The following is an 18,472-nucleotide window of genomic DNA, read 5'->3' as shown; positions in this document are numbered from 1 at the left end:
CGCCTTTACTGGCGGACGAATTCCAGCCGCAGTTGGTGATTGGCGTCGCGAAGGCTCCAACGGGTGCCGTTGATCGCGAAATGCGCGGCGCTGGCGAAACTCGCCGAGACGATGCGCTCAAGCTCCATCTCTGGGCCGGGGCAGGCCATGCGCGTGGTCATGAACCCGCCGCCCGCGACACCGATCCGGTCGCCGCGTTGCAGCAGTTGGCCGTTGATCTGGTTGCAGCCGAAGGCGAAATGTAGCCGCCCCTGCGCGTCGATCTCGACCGGGCGCATGCGCGCCATGCGATCGTTGAAGCGAACATCCTGCCCCGAGGCGTCAAGCACGCGGTCCAGCACCCAGTTTCCAGCAAATGGCACCGGCGTTTCGTGATCCTGTTCCAAGGAAACCTCCGACGGGGTGCCGACCGGGAAAATACGGAACTCCTCCCAACCTAGGGCATGGGGTGAGACGGCGCCGAACAGCGTCTGCTGCCCGATGCCTGCGCGCACGTATTGACCGTTCTGCACCGACCGCAGGTGAAATGTACCGCCCGATTGGCTCATCTCGAACCGTTCCCACCCGCCGATGCGGTCGCCACCAAGGGCCATCAGCGCGTTTTCCGTGACGCCCGCGCGCAGATACCGCCCCGAGGCCGGATCGCGGAACGCCACTTCGTTTCCGCCAAGGCGCTCGATCTCGAAGACATGGGCGCGATTGCCCGGACAACTGGCGGCCAGGTAGCCACCGTCGAAGCAGGCATACCGGCGGTTCTGCCAGGATTGGATCGCCACCTGTTCGGCAGCGGCGGCAACGGGGGTGGCCAGCCCGCAGGCAAGCGCGGCAAGGGCAATGAAACGGCGCATGTGGCACGTCCTTTCCAGGTTTGGCCTCGCCCCCGCAGGGCCATTTGACATTGATCTGTCTGATACCGTGCGGCCGGCAAAGGCAAAATGGCGGGAATCCCGACCCACGGATGCGGGGCAGCCTTCCAATCCGGGCCTGCCTGCGCTAAGCGCGAGGCCGGAATTGCGAAGGGGTTGCGGCCAATGAAATTCACGCTGTCGTGGTTGAAGGATCACCTCGAAACCGAGGCGTCGGTCGACGAGATCGCCGAGGCGCTGACCGATCTGGGCCTTGAAGTTGAGGGCGTCGAAGATCGCGGCGCGCGGCTGTCGTCCTTCACGCTCGCCAAGGTCGTTTCGGCCGAGCAGCACCCCGATGCCGACCGGCTGAAGGTCTGCATGGTCGAGACGGACGAGGGCGTGAAGCAGATCGTCTGCGGCGCGCCCAACGCACGTGAGGGCATTACCGTCGTGCTGGCCAAGCCGGGCGACTACGTGCCGGGGATCGACGTGACCCTGTCCGTGGGCAAGATCCGCGGTGTTGAAAGCCATGGCATGATGGCGTCCGAGCGTGAGTTGGAACTCAGCGACGAACATTCCGGCATCATCGAACTGCCCTCGGGCATTGTGGGGCAGAGCTTCGTCGAATGGCTGGCCACGAACGACCCGGCCAAGGTCGATCCGGTGATCGAGATCGCCATCACGCCGAACCGGCAGGACGCGCTGGGCGTGCGCGGCATCGCCCGCGACCTTGCCGCGCGTGGGATCGGCAAGCTGAAGCCCTACTCGGTCGACCCGGTGCCGGGCAGCTTCGCGTGTCCCATCGACGTGACGATCGACAAAGACACGCTGGACGGCGCGCCGCATTTCACGGGTCGCTTGATCCGCGGCGTCAAGAACGGACCCTCGCCGCAATGGTTGCAGGACCGTCTGCGCGCCATCGGGCTGCGTCCGATCTCGGCGCTGGTCGATATCACCAACTTCTTCACCTACGACATGAACCGCCCGCTGCACGTGTTCGATGCGGACAAGGTCAAGGGCAATGTCCGGGTGCACCGGGCCAAGGGGGGCGAGGAACTGCTTGCGCTGGATGAGCGGACCTACACCTTCTCGAAGGGTCAGATCATCATCTCGGGCGAAGATGGCCCCGAAAGCATCGCCGGTATCATGGGCGGCGAAGAGTCGGGCTGCACCGAGGAGACGGTGAATGTCTTCCTTGAATCCGCCTGGTGGGACCCGGTTCAGATCGCCTACACGGGCCGCGACCTGAAAATCCACTCCGATGCGCGCTACCGGTTCGAGCGTGGCGTCGACCCGGAATACACCTTGCCGGGGCTTGAGGCTGCGACGCGCATGATCCTCGATCTGTGCGGGGGCGAACCGTCCGAGGTGGTCGAGGCGGGGGGCGCGCTGAAAACCGCGCGCAGCTACCCGCTCGATACCGCGCGGGTCATCAGCCTTGTCGGGATGGAGATCCCCAAGGAAGAACAGGCGCGGATCCTGACCGAACTTGGTTTCTCGGCCACCGGAACGGGGGACGTGCTGGAGGTCTGGGTGCCGTCCTGGCGGCGCGATGTACAGGGCGAGGCCGATCTCGTCGAAGAGGTGGCGCGCGTGGCCTCGCTGACCAAGCTGGAGCCGAAACCGATGAGCCGCTCCAAGCCGGGCGTGCCCGCGCCGGTGCTGACGCCGATGCAGCTGCGCGAACGTGCTGCGCGGCGGACCTGTGCGGCGCTGGGCTACAACGAATGCGTGACCTACAGCTTCATCGACCAGGCCTCGGCCGCGCTGTTCGGCGGTGGCACCGATGACGTGATGCTGGAAAATCCGATCAGTTCGGAAATGAGCCATATGCGCCCGCACCTGCTGCCGGGTCTTTTGCAGGCCGCGGCGCGCAACCAGGCGCGTGGCATGATGGACCTGGCCTTGTTCGAGGTCGGTCACGCCTTCGAGTGGGGTGAGCCGGGAGAACAACATTTGCAGGCCACCGGCCTGTTGGTGGGCCAGACCGGCCCGCGCGACCCGCATGGCGCGCGCCGTCCGGTCGACGTCTTCGACGTCAAGGCCGATGCCGAGGCGGTTTTGTCGGCCATTGGCGCGCCCGCCAAGGCGCAGATCCTGCGGGGCGGACCCGAGTGGTGGCACCCGGGCCGGCATGGCGTGATCTGTCTCGGCCCGAAAAAGGTGCTTGGCGTCTTTGGCGAACTGCACCCCCGCGTGTTGGAAGCGATGGACGTGAAAGGCCCGGCGATGGCCTTTACCCTCTTCCCCGCCGAGGTGCCGATGCCGAAATCCCAGGGCGCCAGCCGCGGCGCGGCGGTGATGCCGGAATACCAGGCGGTCGAGCGTGATTTCGCCTTCGTCGTCGATGCTGAGGTCGAGGCGCTGAACCTCGTCAATGCCGCGGCCGGGGCCGACAAGGCGCTGATCGAGGATGTTCGAGTGTTCGACGAATTCGTCGGCGGCAGCCTCGGCGATGGCAAGAAATCCATCGCGCTGACCGTGCGGATGCAGCCGACCAAGGGCACGATGACCGAGGAAGAGATCGAGGCCGTGGCGTCGAAGATCGTCGAGAAGGTCGGCAAGGCCACGGACGGCACGCTGCGCGGCTAGGTGCGCACGGGACGTGGTAGGGCGCGGTTTGCTCGTCAGCAGCCGCGCCTTATCTTTTTGGGCGGAACCACAGATAAGGGATGCGAGACATGAAGGTTTACCTTTCGGGCGAGATCCATACCGATTGGCGCGAGCAGATCGTTGAAGGCGCGCAAGATCTGGACGTGACCTTCTCGGGCCCCGTTACCGATCATACGGCAAGCGATGATTGCGGAGTCGCGATCCTGGGGGAAGAGCCCAACAAGTATTGGCACGACCACAAGGGCGCGATGGTGAATGCCATCCGCACGCGTCACGGGATCGAGAATGCCGATGTTGTCGTCGTCCGCTTCGGCGAGAAATACAAGCAGTGGAACGCGGCCTTCGACGCGGGCTACGCGGCGGCGCTGGGCAAGCCGATGATCGTCCTGTCCATGCCCGAGCATCAGCATGCGTTGAAAGAGGTCCACGCCGCCGCTCTCGCCGTGGCCGAAGAGCCGCGCCAGGTGGTCGAGGTTCTGCGCTACGTCCTGACCGGTAAACTGCCAGGCTGACGCACGGTTCCGCTTGGCGTGCACGCCCCGGCGCGCCAGTGTCGCGGGCATGGAGGCGGAATACGTCATCGTTGGCGGCGGCAGCGCGGGTTGCGTCTTGGCCGCGCGCTTGTCCGAAAACCCGAACACCTCGGTCATCCTGGTCGAGGCGGGCGGTGGCGGGCGTGACATCTTCATCCGCGCACCGGCACTGGTGGCCACGATGGTGTCGGGCCGACCGCGCATCAACAACTGGGCATTTCAGACGGTTCCGCAGCCGGGCTTGAACGGGCGGCGCGGGTTCCAGCCGCGTGGCAAAGCCTTGGGCGGCTCATCTGCCATCAACGCGATGCTCTACGTCCGGGGCAACCCGGCAGATTACGACCACTGGGCCGATCTTGGCTGCGACGGCTGGGATTGGGAGTGCGTGAAGCCCCTGTTCCTGCGCGCTGAAGGCTTTCAAGGCGGGGCTGGGCCGCACCACGGCGCGGATGGCCCCTTGCAGGTGCGCGCCCAATCCGCGCCGCGCAAGATCAGCCGCGCGTTCGTTGACGCCTGCGAGCAATGCCAGATCCCGCGGTGTGACGATTTCAATGAAGGCGCGCCGGATGGGGCGGGCCTTTACCATGTCACGCAGTTCCACGACGGGCCGCAGGCAGGGGAAAGATGCTCTGTCGCGGCGGCCTACTTGTTCCCGGCGATGGGGCGATCCAACCTCACGGTTCTGACGCGCACGCTCGTCGAGAAGGTGGTGATCGAGGATGGCCGCGCGACTGGTATCAAAGTGCGCCGCAAGGGACGTCGGCACGCCATCCGGGCGCGTCGTGACGTGATCCTGTCGGCTGGAGCGTTCGGCTCACCGCAGATCCTGATGCTCTCCGGGGTCGGGCCGGAGGACGAGTTGCGCGCCCACGGCATCGACCCGGTGCATGTATCCGAAGGCGTCGGAAAGAACCTTCAGGACCATCTCGATCACGTCATCTCCTACCGCTCGCCCCGGCGCGATGTTGTCGGGCTCAACCCGCGTGGCTTGGGCCGCTTGGGCAAGGCCGCGCTACGGTGGCGCAAGACGGGCGAGGGGCTGTTTGCGTCGCCCATGGCCGAGGGCGGGGCATTCCTGAAATCCGATCCGGCGCTCTCCCATGCCGATCTGCAAATCCATTTCGTGATCGGGATCGTCGATCAGCACATGCGCAAACTGCATGGCGCGGACGGTTTCTCGGCCCATATCTGCGCGCTCTATCCCCATTCGCGGGGCGAGGTCGGGCTGAGCAGTAGGCGGCCCGGCTCTCCGCCCCGGATCGACCCGAAATTCCTGTCCGACCCGCGTGACGTTGCGGTGATGATCAAGGCCGCCCGGCAACTCGATACGATTCTGGGGGCCGAGGCGCTGGCACCGTGGCGGGGCAAGCGGCTTTATCCCAACGATGGCAGCGATGCCGCGCTCGAAGCCGATATTCGCGCCCGGGCCGACACGATTTATCACCCTGTCGGGACCTGCCGGATGGGCGATGATGCCGAGGTGGTTGTGGCCCCCGATCTGCGGCTGAACGGCATTGAAGGGCTGCGCGTTGTCGATGCCTCGGTGATGCCGCGCATCGTCGGAGGCAACACGAACGCGCCGACGGTGATGATCGCGGAAAAGGCCGCCGACATGATCCGCGCTGGCGTCTGAACCCCATTTTCCTTGCAACTGTTCGATTGTCGGGTGCTACACTCCGTCGCGGGTGGGGCGGGCGAAGGTCCGGCCACCGGGGCAACAGGAACCAAGGAAACGATCAAATGCTCAACGAGTTCAGGGATTTCATCGCGCGCGGCAACGTCATGGACATGGCCGTGGGCATAATCATCGGTGCGGCCTTCACCGCGATCGTCACGTCGCTCGTGGGCGACCTCATCAACCCGATCATCGCGCTTTTTACCGGCGGTATCGATTTCTCGGGCTGGTTCTATTCGTTTGATGGTGAAAGCTACGCGTCGCTTGCCGCCGCGCAGGAGGCCGGTGCGCCGGTCTTTGCGATCGGCAATTTCATCATGGCGGTGATCAACTTCCTGATCGTGGCTTTCGTTGTCTTCATGCTGGTGAAGATGGTGAACCGCATCAAGGAAGCGACCGCGAAAGAGGCTGAGGACGCCGGCACCGAGGCCGAGACGCCGAAAGGCCCGACCGAGTTGGAAGTCCTGTTGGAAATCCGTGACGCGCTGAAAACGAATTGATGCATCTGGCGTGCAAAGAACAGGCCCGCCGGAAGTCGCGGGCCTGTTTTGGGTTCTGTCAGGGACCTCAGGCGTTTGCCAGGCGTGGGCTCCGAGGGCGCAGGTGCCAGTACCAGACGCGATAGGCCTCAAGCGCGATGAGCGGCGCGAAATGGACGATCGCGGCGCCGGGATGGCCCCAGTCATGCAACGCGGCCCAGTGCACCAGCGTGAACACAGCCGCGCCATAGGTGGTGCGTTGCAGCGTTTTCCAGTGCTTGCCCATCAGGCGCTGCGCGTAGTCCATGGAGGTGATGGCCAGCGGGACAAAGATCAGGAAGGCGATCCAGCCCGCCCAGATATAGGTGCGCTCCAACTCACCCAGAACACGGGTCATGCTGCCCTTGTCGATCAGGTAGAACACCGTGTGGAGCGCGGCATAGCCAAAGGCCGCAACGCCAAGGTAACGGCGGTTCTTGCGCAACCAGCGCGGCCCGCGCCAGCCCTTGAACAGCAGCATCAGCGGCGTCGCCATCATCGTGACGATCAGGAGGCGCGCCGCCCATTCGCCGGTCGGGTGTACGAGGATGTGGATGATGCGCTCATTGGTCGAGGTCATCGCCTCGTAGCTCCAGAGCACCGGGGGAAGGCTGAGCAAGGCCCAAAGCCAATACGGGGAAAGACGGTTCAACATTTGGCAAACTCCGGCGGGATGCGGGTGGCAATACTGGTCCACGTATCCGCCGAAGGGTTCCGTCGCGGTCAGGTCAATTCTTCACGATCAGGCTGGGCGAGGTCACGTCGATCCCGAGGGCCTTGCCAACCTCGTAATTCGTCAGCTTGCCCTCGTGGGTGTTCAGGCCGGCCCGCAGATGCGGATCGTCGATGCAGGCCTGCCGCCAGCCCTTGTCGGCGATATCCAACATGAAGGGCATGGTCGCATTGCCGAGCGCCCGCGTAGAGGTACGGGCAACCGCGCCGGGCATGTTGGCGACGCAGTAGTGAATGATGGCGTCGACGTCGTAGATCGGGTCCTTATGCGTCGTGGCGTGCGAGGTTTCGAAACACCCGCCCTGGTCGATCGCGACATCCACCAAGACCGCGCCGTGCTGCATGCTGGTCAGTTGCGCGCGGCTGACCAGTTTGGGCGCGGCGGCACCGGGGACCAGGACAGCGCCGATGACCATGTCGGCTGTCGGCAGGGCCTCGGCCACCGCTTCGGCGCTGGCATAGCCGGTGCGAAATTCAGCGCGGAACAGGTCGTCGAGCTCGCGCAGGCGCGGAAGGGAGCGGTCGAGCACGGTGACCTCGGCCCCCATCCCGGCCGCGACGCGCGCGGCCTGCGTTCCGACAACCCCGCCGCCGATCACGAGGACCCGCGCTGGCGCAACACCCGGCACACCGCCCAACAGAACACCGCGCCCTCCATTTGCCTTTTGCAGCGCCCAGGCGCCCATCTGGGGCGCGAGTTTGCCCGCGACCTCTGACATGGGCGCGAGTAACGGCAGTCCGCCGGTGGGGGCCGTGACGGTTTCGTAGGCGATGGCGGTCACACCGCTGTTCAGCAGGTCATGTGTCTGGTCCGGGTCGGGCGCGAGGTGGAGATAGGTGAACAGGATCTGGCCCGCGCGCAGCCGCTTGCGCTCGACGGCCTGCGGTTCCTTGACCTTTACGATCATCTCGGCGCGCTCGAACACCTCCTCCGCGGTTTCAACGATCTCGGCGTCAATCGCGCGGTAATCGTCATCTTCGAAGCCCGCGCCTGCGCCTGCGCCTGTCTCGATCAGGACGCTGTGCCCGTGGGCGATGGCCTCGTTCGCCGCAGCGGGCGTCAAGCCTACGCGGTATTCCTGCGGTTTGATCTCTTTCGGGCAACCGATCAGCATGGAACCTCCCCTTCCGTCTGTCTGAACCCATCATTTCTCAAACCACGATCACATGCTTTGAAACCTGCCCGGTATCTGGCATAGGTTGCGCACGAATTTTCGACAGGAGAGCGTAATGGCGCAAGAAACCCGCGCTTTTCCGGACTTGGACGATATGGACCGTGCGATCCTGCGCGTATTGCAGCGCGATGGAAGGATGACTCATGCCGAGTTGAGCGACAAGGTACATCTGTCCCCTTCGGCCTGTCACAGGCGGGTGCAACGGCTGGAAGCGGCCGGGGTGATCCGCGATTACGTGGCGCTGCTGAACCCGAGGGCCGTGGGGCGGGTGACAACGGTTTTCGTCGAGATCAGCTTGCAGGGGCAATCGGACGAGATCCTCGACGCTTTCGAAAAAGCCGTGGCACGGGTGCCGGACGTTTTGGAATGTCACCTGATGGCGGGCACGGCGGACTACATGCTGAAGGTCGTGGCGCGCGATTCCGAGGATTTCGCGCGGATCCATCGCCAATCGCTCGCCCGCCTGCCCGGGGTGGCGCAGATGCAGTCGAGTTTCGCGTTGAAAACGGTGTTCAAGACGACCGCTTTGCCGGTTTGAGGGGTTTCGCCTGCTGACGCAGGCGACCCGTGCGAGGGGGCTGTCTGCCCCCTCGCGCTCCCCCGAGCATATTTGCCGGGATAAAGATGGATCAGAACAGCGCGCCGAGGGCGAGGAAGGCGGCGATGCCGCTGACGATGGCCCAAAGCGGGCTTTTGAGGATGTAGCCCACCGTGATCGTCACGGCGGCCGCGCCTAGGCGTGTCGGGTCCGGTTGCCCCCCGGTGGCTTCGGGCCAGACGACAAGCGGCGCGACAAGGGCCGGAAGGATGGCGACCGGCGTGTAGCGCAGGTGCCGCAGCAGCCACTCGGGCAAAGGCCGGTCCCCGATCAGCCCGAGGAAGGAGAAGCGGATCAGGAACGTGCCCGCGCCAAGCGCGGCGATGATCCCCCAGATCTCGGCATCGGTGAAATTCATTGGAAGGTCCCCGCGCGGGTCATGCGGCGTTCGACCTCGGCGCCGACGATCATGCCGCCGAGGCCGCCGACGAGCAGTCCCAGGTTCCAGGGAAGGCCGGCGGCGAGAAGCGCGAGGGTGATCGCGGCGAGGGCGGCGGCGACATGGGCCATCGTGCGCAGTCCGGGCGCGACAAGGGCGAGGAAGGTGATCGGCACGATGAAATCGAGGCCCCAATCGGCGGGGATGGCGCTTCCGGCGAGGATCCCGGCGAGCGAGGCAAGATACCAGAGCGGCACAATGGGCAGGCAGGCGCCGAAGAAGAAGGCGACCTTCTCTGCAAGGGGCGCTTTGGGCGCGTCCTCGTAGCGTTGCACGGCGAGCGCGTAGGTCTGATCGACGGTTAGATAGGCGATCAGCGCGCGTTTCCAGATCGGCGCGGCCCCGAGATGTGGCGCGAGGGAGGCCGAATACATCGCCATGCGCAGGTTCACCGCCAGCGCCGAGGCGACGGCGACGAAGGCCGGCGCATTCTCGGTCATCAGTTGCAGGGCGGCGAATTGCGAGGCCCCGGCGATGACGAGGAAGGAAAAGCCCATGACCTGCCAGAGGTCGAGACCGGCCTCGGTTCCGACCACGCCGAAGAGCGCGCCGAAGGGCACGACGACGATGATGAAGGGCGCGGCATCGCGCGCGCCGCGCCAGAAGGCGGCGCGAGGGGAATTGGCAGATGGCATGACGTGGTCTACCCCTGTGTTTCCGGCGGGTTAGACCGGTCCGGCGCGGGATGCAAACGCGCAATGGTGATGCGGAGGATGACGGCATGTCATGGCGGTTGAAATGAGCGGAATGCCTTGCGTCATCCTTGCCGGGGGCGAAGGGCGGCGCCTTGGAGGGGGCAAACCTTTTGTGAGCCTCGCCGGGCGGCCGCTTGTGTCACATGTTGCAGGTCGGATGGCGTCGCAATGTGCGGCGCTGGCCGTGAATGCGTCCGATCCCGGTTTGTATCGATCCCTTGGCCTGCCGGTAATCCCTGATGCCATGCCGGGGCAGGGCCCGCTCGGGGGGGTGCTGGCCGCGATGGATTGGGCGGCGGCTTGTGGCGCAGACCGCGTCGTTACCGTGGCTGTCGACACACCCTTTCTGCCGGGGGATCTGGTCGCGCGCCTGGAAGCGGTGCAAGCCCCGGCGGTTGTGGCGGAAACAGACGGTGGACTGCATCCGGTCATAGGGCTCTGGTCGGTCGATTTGCGGGACGAGCTACGTGCTGCGCTGGAAAAAGGGGCCCGCAAGGTACGGGTCTGGGCAGAAAATGTCGGAGCACGGATCGTGCGGTTCGACGACGCGGACGCGTTCTTCAACGTGAACACAGCCGAAGATCTGGCAAAGGCCGAGGCGATGCTGACGGCGCGGGCGACGGCGTTTGACACGATCCTCGTGGTCGACTGGTCGGCCCGTGCCGCGCCTTCGCCTGCGAAACCCAGCAAGGATGCGATCCATATCGGCATGGTCCGGGATGGGCATATCGCGGGCAGCTACCACCGCACGCGTGCCCATGCGACGCGCTGGTTGACGGGGCTTCTGGATGGCGAGAGGCGGGCCGGCCGCCGGGTGCTGGCGGCGTTCGATTTCCCCTTTGCCTATCCGACGGGCTTCGGGCGGGCGGTGACCGGCTCGGATGATCCGCTGGCGATCTGGGCCGATCTGGCGGACCGGATCGCGGATGATGAACGCAACGGCAACAACCGCTTCGAGGTGGCGGCTGATTTGAACCGGTTGTTCGGCCAGGAGGGGCCATTCTGGGGCCATCCGCAGGGGCGCGAGATCCCGGACCTGCCGTTCCACAAACCCAGCTATGCCGGGTTCCCCTTCGACGAGCGGCGCGGGATCGAGCGGTTGATCCCCCGCGCAAAGACCTGTTTTCAGCTCATGGGTGCAGGCTCGGTCGGGTCGCAGGCGCTCTTGGGGATTCCGCGCTTGCAGGCCTTGCGGGTGCGGTATGGCGATGACCTTGCGGTGGCGCCGTTTCAGTCGGCCGACGCGCCGATCGTTCTGGCCGAGCTTTATCCCGGCCTGATCGATGAGGCGATCAAGGCGCAGGTTGGCCCCGGCGACATTCTGGATGCCGTGCAGGTGCGGTCGATGGCGCGGGCCTTGTCGCGCCTTGCGCCGGAGCGGTTGAATGCTCTGCTGGCCGAGGGCGACCCGGTCGAGGGGTGGATCCTTGGTCACGGGCACGAGGCCGCGCTTGTCGAGGCTTTGGGGTGAGGTCGCGTCATCCCCTGTTCGGCCTTGCGCTGGCCACGTTCGGCGCGCTGGCCCTGACCCCCGACACGCTGCTGATGCGCATCTCGGGGATGGGCGGCGTGCAGATGATGGGCTGGCGGGGCACCCTGATGGGGGTCCTGATGCTGGCGGCCTGGGCGGTCTTGCACAGGGGGCACCTGCGTGCCGACATCACGGCATTGGCAACGCTTTCGGGGCTTGGCGTGGCGCTGTCTCAGGCGGTGAACGGGGCATTTTTTGCCATCGGGATCGCCATTGCACCTGTGACGGTGGTCTTGCTGGGCGTGGCCACGGTGCCGGTCTTTGCCGCCGTCTTTTCACGCCTGATGCTGGGGGAGCCGACAAGCCGTGCGACATGGGCCACCATCGCCGCGGTGCTGGCAGGCATCGCGCTGGCCATCCTGGGAAAGCCCGACGCCAGTACGCCTTGGGATGTGGCCAGCCTGCTGGGCGGCGCGATGGGATTGGGGGTGGCGGCCTGTCTCGCCTTTTCCTTCGTGCTGATCCGGAGGTCGGGCGGGTTGCCCATTCTACCGGCCGTGGGCGCGGGGGCGTTGATGGCGGGGTTGGTTGGCGTGGCCATCACAGGACCCGCACAGATGGGGCAGGGGGAGGTCTGGGCCATCGCGATCACCGGTGTCGTGATCCTGCCCGTAGGGTTCTTTGCGCTGTCGCTCGCCTCGCGGCACACGGCTGCGGCGAATGTGTCGCTTCTGATGCTGCTGGAAACGGTGCTTGGCCCACTTTGGGTCTGGCTGGGCTATGGCGAGGCGCCGACCCCGCTGATGTTGGTGGGCGGGGCCGTCGTGATCGGCAGCCTCGCCCTTTACCTGTTGCGGCAGCGCCGGGGCGCCTGACCCTTATTGCAAATCGGCAAAGGCACTTTGAAGGCGGCCTGCCGCGTCTTCGATCACCGAGCGCGGCGCGGCGAGGTTGAAGCGCATCCAGGTCTCGCCGCCCTTGCCGAAGGTCGGGCCATGGTTGGCGGCGATGCCGGCCTCTTTCTCCACCCGGGCGGTGAATTCCTCGCGGCTCATGCCGGTGCCCGAGAAATCCACCCAGGACAGGTAAGTGGATTGCAGCGGCATCGAGGTGACGCCGGGAATGGCGGCGATGCCCGCATCGAAGACCTCGGCATTGGCGGCGATATAGGTCATCAGCTCATCCACCCAGGCTGCACCCTCGGGCGAATAGGCGGCGGTGACCATGTGCAGGCCGAAGCTGTTGGGCGACATGCCAAGGGCCATCATCCGTGCCCCGAACCGCGCGCGCAGATCCGGGTCGGGGATGATCACGTTGCCAACATGTGCCCCTGCGATGTTGAAGGTCTTGGTGGCCGCCGTCATCATCACGAGCCGGTCGTCCAGCCCCTCGATCCTGGCCATCGGGATGTGCGACTGCCCCGGCATCACAAGGTCATGGTGGATTTCGTCCGACACCACGATCAGGTCATGGCGGCGCGCGAACTCGGCCACGCCCTCAAGCTCCTCGCGGGTCCAGACGCGGCCGCCGGGGTTGTGGGGCGAGCAGAAGACCAGCATCTTCTCATTGCCGGTCATCTGGGCGTCGAACGCCTCGAAATCGAGGCGGTAGGTGCCATCCTCGATGGGCATCTGCAATTCCCGCAGGTCACGGTTCGAGGCGCGGATGACCTTGGCGAACGCGTGATAGACGGGCGTGAACAGAACCACGCCGTCGCCTTCCTTCGTGAATGCATCGAGGCACATGGCGGTGCCGTTCACCAGGCCATGTGTCGTGAAGATCCAGTCCGGGTCCACTGTCCAGCCGTGGCGGTTGTCCATCCACCACTGGATCGCACCCTTGTAGGCGCTGTCATCGCCGAAATAGCCGTAGATGCCATGATCGAGCATCCCGCGAACGGCCTCCTGCACGCAGTTGGGTGGCCGGAAATCCATGTCGGCGACCCACATGGCCAAACCTGTATCCGGGGAGACGCCGTAGAGCGTGTCCATCATGTCCCATTTCACGCAATGGGTGCCGCGTCGGTCGATGATCTCGTCGAAACTCATGTAAGTGCCCCTGGACTCCGCTTCGTTCTCATTTTTCCCAAGAAGCAGAATGATGATCCTATTTCAATACTCATTCTTGGAACAAGCGTTCTGCAATTTTTCGCATAGGTGGGAAAGGATGACTTTCAGGCAGTTCGCGTCTCGCGCGCTGCCTGTGAATTTCTCCGGCCTTGCTGGCGGAAGGTCAAGCCATAGGGTCGCGGTCAGTTGCGACCGCGTGCCGGATCGCCTATCTCACCGGCATGCAAAGGCCCATCTTGATCCATCCCGACCCACGCTTGAAAAAGGTCGTCGCCCCTGTGCCCGATTTGTCGGACGAGTTGCGGGTGCTGGCCGATGACATGTTGGAAACGATGTATGGCGCGCCGGGTATCGGTCTGGCTGCGCCGCAGATCGGTGTGATGACCAGCCTGATCGTTCTGGATTGCGCCAAGGGCCAGGACGAGGCTGCCGCGCCGCGACCGCTCGCCATGTTCAACCCCCGGATCGTCGCGCAATCGGACGAAACCAGCGTCTACGAAGAGGGGTGCCTGTCCATCCCGGAAATCTTCGCGGATGTCGAACGCCCCGCCGCGGTGACCGTCGAATGGATGGATCCGAACGGCAACGCGCAGCGCGAAACCTTCGACGGGCTGTGGGCCACTTGCGTGCAGCACGAGATCGATCACCTGAATGGCAAGCTGTTCATCGACTATCTCAAGCCGCTGAAGCGCCAGATGATTACCCGCAAGATGGTCAAGCTCAAGAAAGAGCGCGCGCGGGAAGCCGGCTGATGGCGGTGCGCCCGGTCGTCCTTGCCCCGGACCCGGTGTTGTCGCAGGTCTGCGCGCCGGTCGAGCGGTTCGATGGCGCGCTGGGCGACCTGGCGATGGACCTGATTCAGACGCTCTATGCCGCCGAGGGGCGAGGGCTTGCCGCGCCGCAGATCGGTGTGGCCGCGCGCATCTTCGTCACGGACACCACATGGAAAGAGGGGGCGCCAAGCCCCATGGTCTTCGTGAACCCCGAGATTATCGCGGCCGCTGCCGAAATGGCCGAGTACGAGGAACGCTGCCTGTCGATCCCCGGCCAACCTGTGCGCATCAAGCGGCCCCGTTGGGTCGAGTTGCGCTGGCAATCGCTTTCGGGCCAAACGCAACAGGCGCGGTTCGGCGGGTTCGACGCGGTCTGCGTCCAGCACGAGCGCGACCATTTGGACGGCATTCTCATCACCGATGGTATGGCTGCATGACGGCGCGTCCGTGCATTCCCTGGCCCGACAAGCGGCTGCGCACCCCGGCCGAGCCCGTGGGTGAGATCACCGACAAGATCCGCGCGATCTGGGATGACATGATCGACACGATGGAGGCGATGCCGGGCGTCGGCCTCGCCGCGCCGCAAATCGGCGTGATGCTGCGCCTCGCCGTGGTCGATGCCAGCGACGAACGCGGCTTTGCCGTTCGGCTGGCCGACCCTGAGATCGTCGCCTCTGGCCCCGGCACCCGCCCGCATGACGAGGCCAGCCCGAACCTGCCCGACGTCAGTGCAAAGATCATCCGCCCGGACCCGGTGACCGTGGCCTTCACCGATCACCACGGCATGCGGGTGCGCCGCGAGTTCACCGGACTGTGGGCCACCTCGGTTCAGCACCAGATCGACCACCTGAACGGGCGCATGTTCTTCGACAACCTGTCCAAGGTGAAGCGGGACATGCTGCTGCGCAAAGCGAGGAAGACCGCCTGATGCGCCTTATCTTCATGGGCACGCCTGATTTCTCGGTTCCCGTCCTCGACGCACTGGTGGCGGATGGGCACGAGATCGCATGCGTCTATTGCCAGCCGCCCCGTCCCGCCGGGCGCGGCAAGAAGGAACGCAAAAGCCCGGTGCACCTGGCTGCCGAGGCGCATGGCTTGCCCGTGCGGAATCCCAAAAGCCTGCGCAATGACGAGGCGCAGCAGGAATTCGCGGCATTGGACGCAGATCTGGCCGTGGTGGTCGCCTACGGTCTGATCCTGCCGCAGCCCGTTCTGGACGCGCCGAAACAAGGGTGCCTGAACATCCATGCCAGCCTTCTTCCACGCTGGCGCGGGGCGGCGCCAATCCAGCGCGCGATCATGGCCGGCGACGCGGAGACCGGCGTCTGCATCATGCAGATGGAGGCGGGCCTTGATACCGGCCCTGTTCTTTTGCGCCGCGCCATCCCCATCGGGGCCGAGGAAACCGCCGCCGAGTTGCATGATCGCTTGTCGCTCCTTGGCGCCGAGGCGATCCTTGAGGCGCTGCACCAACTGCCCGACCTGACGCCGGAGCCCCAGCCCGAGCAGGGCGTCACCTATGCCGAGAAGATCGACAAGGCCGAGGCCCGTATCGACTGGGCCGATCCCGCCGAGACCGTCGATCGCAAGATCCGCGGCCTCTCGCCTTTCCCGGGGTCTTGGACCATGATCGACGGCAAGCGGGTGAAACTGCTGGCCTCGCGCATGGCAGATGGCAGCGGCACAGCGGGTGAGGTTCTGACCGGTCTGATCATCGCCTGCGGTCGAGGTGCGGTCGAGGTCACGCGTGTTCAGCCAGAGGGTAAACCGCCCATGGCGGCCGATGACTGGCTGCGCGGGGCGCGGTTGACGCCCGGAACGGTGTTGGGCGCTGAACAAGGGGAAGGTTGAGATGATCCTGTTTTCGTTCTTCGGCTCGCTGATGCTGGCCGGTATCGTCGCCTTCCTGTTCGAGAAATGGGGCTGGACGCATAATGGCATTGTCCCCTCGGTGCTGATCGCCTTTGGCGCGGTGCTGGTCCTCTATTTCCTGCGGTCGCTGTTTCATTTCAGCCTCGGCTCGCCGGGTGTCGACGCCATCGTGGGTGCGGCGGCCGCGTTGATCCTTATCCCGACCGAGGCCGCGCAGCGCCGCCGGACCCGGAAGCGCGATCGCCGTCGCTGACGCGCACGAGCAACCGCGTTTTGCGGCGGCGCAGCACTTGCGCTTGCGCGCGCAGCATTCTATCCCTCGGCGCGACTCTTGCGAAATATACTGTCGCATACACCCGAGGAGCCGCCATGAGCTTTCGCATCCAGCCGCAACCCGTCGCCCGCCCCAACCGCTGCCAGCTGTTCGGCCCGGGGTCGCGCCCTGCGATCTTCGAGAAAATGGCGAGTTCCGACGCGGACGTGATCAACCTCGACCTCGAGGATTCGGTCGCCCCCGATGACAAGGACGCGGCCCGCAAGAACGTGATCGAGGCCATCGGCAGTGTCGATTGGGGGACCAAGACGCTGAGCGTGCGGATCAACGGCCTCGACAGCCCCTACTGGTATCGTGACGTGGTCGACCTGCTGGAACAGGCCAGCGAACGGCTGGACCAGATCATGATCCCCAAGGTCGGCAATGCGTCCGACATTTACGCCGTCGACGCGCTCGTCACCTCGATCGAGGCGGCCATGGGCCGGACCAAGAAGATCGGCTTCGAGGTCATCATCGAATCGGCCGCCGGCATCGCCCATGTCGAGGAAATCGCGGCTTCTTCGCCCCGCTTGCATGCCATGAGCCTGGGGGCCGCCGATTTCGCGGCCTCGATGGGGATGCAGACCACCGGCATTGGCGGCACGCAGGAAAACTACTACATGCACCACGAGGGCAGCCGCTATTACAGCGATCCTTGGCATTGGGCGCAGGCGGCCATCGTCGCGGCTTGCCGCACCCATGGGGTGCTGCCGGTCGACGGCCCGTTTGGTGATTTCTCGGATGATGAGGGCTTCCGTGCGCAGGCGCGCCGCTCGGCCACGCTGGGTATGGTGGGCAAATGGGCGATCCACCCCAAGCAGGTGACGCTGGCCAACGAGGTGTTCACCCCGTCGGACGAAGCCGTGGCCGAGGCGCGCGAGATTCTGGAGGCGATGGAAAAGGCCAAGGCCGAAGGCGCGGGGGCCACCGTCTACAAGGGGCGTCTGGTCGATATCGCGTCCATCAAGCAGGCCGAGGTGATCGTCAAACAGGCCGAGATGATCGCGGCCAGCTGACAGGAAGATTGTTCGCGAACAATCTTCGGCGCCGAAAAACCTTCGCAACGGTTTTTCCGGCCCAAGCGCAGATCCAAGCCGCGGCCCGTGCCGCGGCTTGTTGCATCCGGCCTGCGCCCCAGCCATATAACGCGGGACGCCACGGAACGGATGATTGCTACCATGCACTATCTCGACTTCGAAAAACCGCTCGCCGAGATCGAGGGGAAGGCCGAGGAACTGCGCGCGCTTGCCCGGCGCAGCGAAGAGGCCAATGTCGGAGACGAGGCCGCCGCGCTGGATCGCAAGGCCGCGGACATGCTGGTGGATCTCTACAAGAACCTCACGCCCTGGCGGAAATGCCAGGTGGCGCGCCATCCGCAGCGCCCGCATTGCGAGGCCTATATCAAGGCGCTTTTCACGGAATACACGCCGCTGGCCGGGGACCGGAACTTTGCCGATGACCATGCGGTCATGGGCGGTCTGGCGCGGTTCGACGATCAGCCCGTCGTGGTGATCGGCCATGAAAAGGGCCACGACACCAAGACCCGGATCGAGCGCAATTTCGGCATGGCCCGGCCCGAGGGCTATCGCAAGGCCGTCCGCCTGATGGATATGGCGGATCGTTTCGGCTTGCCGGTGATTACGCTGGTCGACACGCCCGGTGCCTATCCCGGCAAGGGCGCCGAGGAGCGCGGCCAGTCCGAGGCCATCGCCCGGTCGACCGAGAAATGCCTGCAGATCGGCGTGCCCCTGATCTCCATCATCATCGGTGAGGGCGGTTCGGGTGGCGCCGTGGCCTTTGCCACCGCCGACAAGCTCGCGATGCTGGAACACTCCGTCTACTCTGTCATCTCGCCCGAAGGCTGCGCTTCGATCCTCTGGAAGGATGCCGAGAAGATGCGCGAGGCCGCCGAGGCGTTGCGTCTGACAGCCCAGGATCTGCACAAGCTTGGGGTCTGCGACCTTGTCATCAAGGAGCCGACGGGCGGCGCACAACGCGATACCGAGGCGACGATTGCCGAGGTCGGCAAAGCCATCCGCTCGATGCTGGCGCAACTGAAGGACGCCGGAGGCGCGGATCTGATTGCATCGCGTCGCCGCAAGTATCTCGACATGGGGTCGAAGGTGCTGGCTGCGTGATCTCTCGCCG

Annotated in this window: 20 protein-coding genes; 14 read left to right on the top strand and 6 right to left on the bottom strand. The window is 65.2% G+C overall.

What is annotated here, in order from left to right; all coding sequences use genetic code 11:
- Positions 1–5: 5 nt before the first annotated feature.
- Positions 6–848 (bottom strand): META domain-containing protein, encoded by an 843-nt coding sequence (locus ABD923_RS10855; RefSeq protein ID WP_259553974.1) that lies wholly within the window; start codon positions 846–848, stop codon positions 6–8.
- Positions 849–1,031: 183 nt separating this feature from the next.
- Between ABD923_RS10855 and pheT the strand changes: the two genes are divergently transcribed.
- The 4 genes from pheT (at position 1,032) to mscL (ending at position 6,169) form a co-directional block, all read left to right on the top strand.
- On the top strand, positions 1,032–3,440 hold the full coding sequence (gene pheT / locus ABD923_RS10850; RefSeq protein WP_259553975.1) for a phenylalanine--tRNA ligase subunit beta: 2,409 nt from the start codon (positions 1,032–1,034) through the stop codon (positions 3,438–3,440).
- Between the two features lie 89 nt (positions 3,441–3,529).
- A complete protein-coding gene (locus ABD923_RS10845) occupies positions 3,530–3,973 on the top strand; it encodes a YtoQ family protein (protein WP_259553976.1) in 444 nt (147 codons plus the stop codon).
- Positions 3,974–4,022: 49 nt separating this feature from the next.
- Positions 4,023–5,627 carry a GMC family oxidoreductase gene (locus tag ABD923_RS10840; protein ID WP_259554056.1) on the top strand — a complete coding sequence of 535 codons (1,605 nt, stop codon included), beginning with the start codon at positions 4,023–4,025 and terminating at the stop codon, positions 5,625–5,627.
- A 107-nt stretch (positions 5,628–5,734) separates the two neighbouring features.
- A complete protein-coding gene (gene mscL, locus ABD923_RS10835; RefSeq protein WP_259553977.1) occupies positions 5,735–6,169 on the top strand; it encodes a large conductance mechanosensitive channel protein MscL in 435 nt (144 codons plus the stop codon).
- Between the two features lie 67 nt (positions 6,170–6,236).
- Here the strand turns inward: mscL and ABD923_RS10830 are convergent, their stop codons facing one another.
- Together ABD923_RS10830 and ald are read right to left on the bottom strand one after the other, a co-directional pair.
- Positions 6,237–6,842 (bottom strand): protein-methionine-sulfoxide reductase heme-binding subunit MsrQ, encoded by a 606-nt coding sequence (locus tag ABD923_RS10830; RefSeq protein WP_259553978.1) that lies wholly within the window; start codon positions 6,840–6,842, stop codon positions 6,237–6,239.
- Between the two features lie 73 nt (positions 6,843–6,915).
- Positions 6,916–8,034: an alanine dehydrogenase gene (gene ald / locus ABD923_RS10825; protein ID WP_259553979.1), complete on the bottom strand. Its 1,119-nt coding sequence runs from the start codon at positions 8,032–8,034 to the stop codon at positions 6,916–6,918.
- Between the two features lie 115 nt (positions 8,035–8,149).
- Between ald and ABD923_RS10820 the strand changes: the two genes are divergently transcribed.
- Positions 8,150–8,632, top strand: a complete 483-nt coding sequence (locus ABD923_RS10820) for an Lrp/AsnC family transcriptional regulator (RefSeq protein WP_259553980.1) — start codon at positions 8,150–8,152, stop codon at positions 8,630–8,632.
- 91 nt (positions 8,633–8,723) lie between these two features.
- Here ABD923_RS10820 and ABD923_RS10815 read toward each other — a convergent pair whose 3' ends face one another.
- Positions 8,724–9,050, bottom strand: a complete 327-nt coding sequence (locus ABD923_RS10815; protein ID WP_259553981.1) for an AzlD domain-containing protein — start codon at positions 9,048–9,050, stop codon at positions 8,724–8,726.
- Positions 9,047–9,766 (bottom strand): AzlC family ABC transporter permease, encoded by a 720-nt coding sequence (locus tag ABD923_RS10810; RefSeq protein ID WP_259553982.1) that lies wholly within the window; start codon positions 9,764–9,766, stop codon positions 9,047–9,049. The genes ABD923_RS10815 and ABD923_RS10810 overlap by 4 nt, the downstream gene beginning before the upstream one ends.
- 91 nt (positions 9,767–9,857) lie before the next feature.
- On the opposite strand from ABD923_RS10810, the gene mobA reads away from it, so the two are divergent.
- Complete coding sequence (gene mobA, locus ABD923_RS10805; RefSeq protein ID WP_345229468.1) at positions 9,858–11,297, top strand: molybdenum cofactor guanylyltransferase MobA; 1,440 nt, start codon at positions 9,858–9,860, stop codon at positions 11,295–11,297.
- A complete protein-coding gene (locus tag ABD923_RS10800) occupies positions 11,294–12,172 on the top strand; it encodes a DMT family transporter (RefSeq protein ID WP_259553983.1) in 879 nt (292 codons plus the stop codon). Before mobA ends, ABD923_RS10800 begins: the two co-directional genes overlap by 4 nt.
- Positions 12,173–12,175: 3 nt before the next feature.
- On the opposite strand, the gene ABD923_RS10795 is transcribed toward ABD923_RS10800, so the two are convergent.
- Entirely contained in the window at positions 12,176–13,345 is a 1,170-nt protein-coding gene (locus ABD923_RS10795; protein WP_259553984.1) for a MalY/PatB family protein, read from the bottom strand.
- Between the two features lie 242 nt (positions 13,346–13,587).
- Between ABD923_RS10795 and def (ABD923_RS10790) the strand changes: the two genes are divergently transcribed.
- From def (ABD923_RS10790) to ABD923_RS10760, 7 genes are all read left to right on the top strand, one after another.
- On the top strand, positions 13,588–14,118 hold the full coding sequence (gene def, locus ABD923_RS10790) for a peptide deformylase (RefSeq protein WP_259553985.1): 531 nt from the start codon (positions 13,588–13,590) through the stop codon (positions 14,116–14,118).
- On the top strand, positions 14,118–14,576 hold the full coding sequence (gene def, locus ABD923_RS10785) for a peptide deformylase (protein ID WP_259553986.1): 459 nt from the start codon (positions 14,118–14,120) through the stop codon (positions 14,574–14,576). Before def (ABD923_RS10790) ends, def (ABD923_RS10785) begins: the two co-directional genes overlap by 1 nt.
- Positions 14,573–15,067, top strand: coding sequence for a peptide deformylase (gene def / locus ABD923_RS10780; protein WP_259553987.1), 495 nt, complete (start codon positions 14,573–14,575; stop codon positions 15,065–15,067). The genes def (ABD923_RS10785) and def (ABD923_RS10780) overlap by 4 nt, the downstream gene beginning before the upstream one ends.
- Positions 15,067–15,990 carry a methionyl-tRNA formyltransferase gene (fmt, locus tag ABD923_RS10775; RefSeq protein ID WP_259553988.1) on the top strand — a complete coding sequence of 308 codons (924 nt, stop codon included), beginning with the start codon at positions 15,067–15,069 and terminating at the stop codon, positions 15,988–15,990. Before def (ABD923_RS10780) ends, fmt begins: the two co-directional genes overlap by 1 nt.
- 1 nt (position 15,991) lies before the next feature.
- A complete protein-coding gene (locus ABD923_RS10770) occupies positions 15,992–16,264 on the top strand; it encodes a hypothetical protein (protein ID WP_259553989.1) in 273 nt (90 codons plus the stop codon).
- 116 nt (positions 16,265–16,380) lie between these two features.
- Complete coding sequence (locus ABD923_RS10765) at positions 16,381–17,340, top strand: L-malyl-CoA/beta-methylmalyl-CoA lyase (protein ID WP_259553990.1); 960 nt, start codon at positions 16,381–16,383, stop codon at positions 17,338–17,340.
- A 162-nt stretch (positions 17,341–17,502) separates the two neighbouring features.
- A complete protein-coding gene (locus ABD923_RS10760) occupies positions 17,503–18,462 on the top strand; it encodes an acetyl-CoA carboxylase carboxyltransferase subunit alpha (protein ID WP_259553991.1) in 960 nt (319 codons plus the stop codon).
- Positions 18,463–18,472: the final 10 nt, after the last annotated feature.

Source organism: [Roseibacterium] beibuensis (assembly GCF_039542305.1).
In the GTDB taxonomy this organism is placed as follows: Bacteria; Pseudomonadota; Alphaproteobacteria; order Rhodobacterales; family Rhodobacteraceae; genus Roseibacterium; species Roseibacterium beibuensis.
The sequence above is the reverse complement of the archived record's forward strand: the minus strand, read 5'-3'. Positions and strand labels throughout refer to the sequence as shown.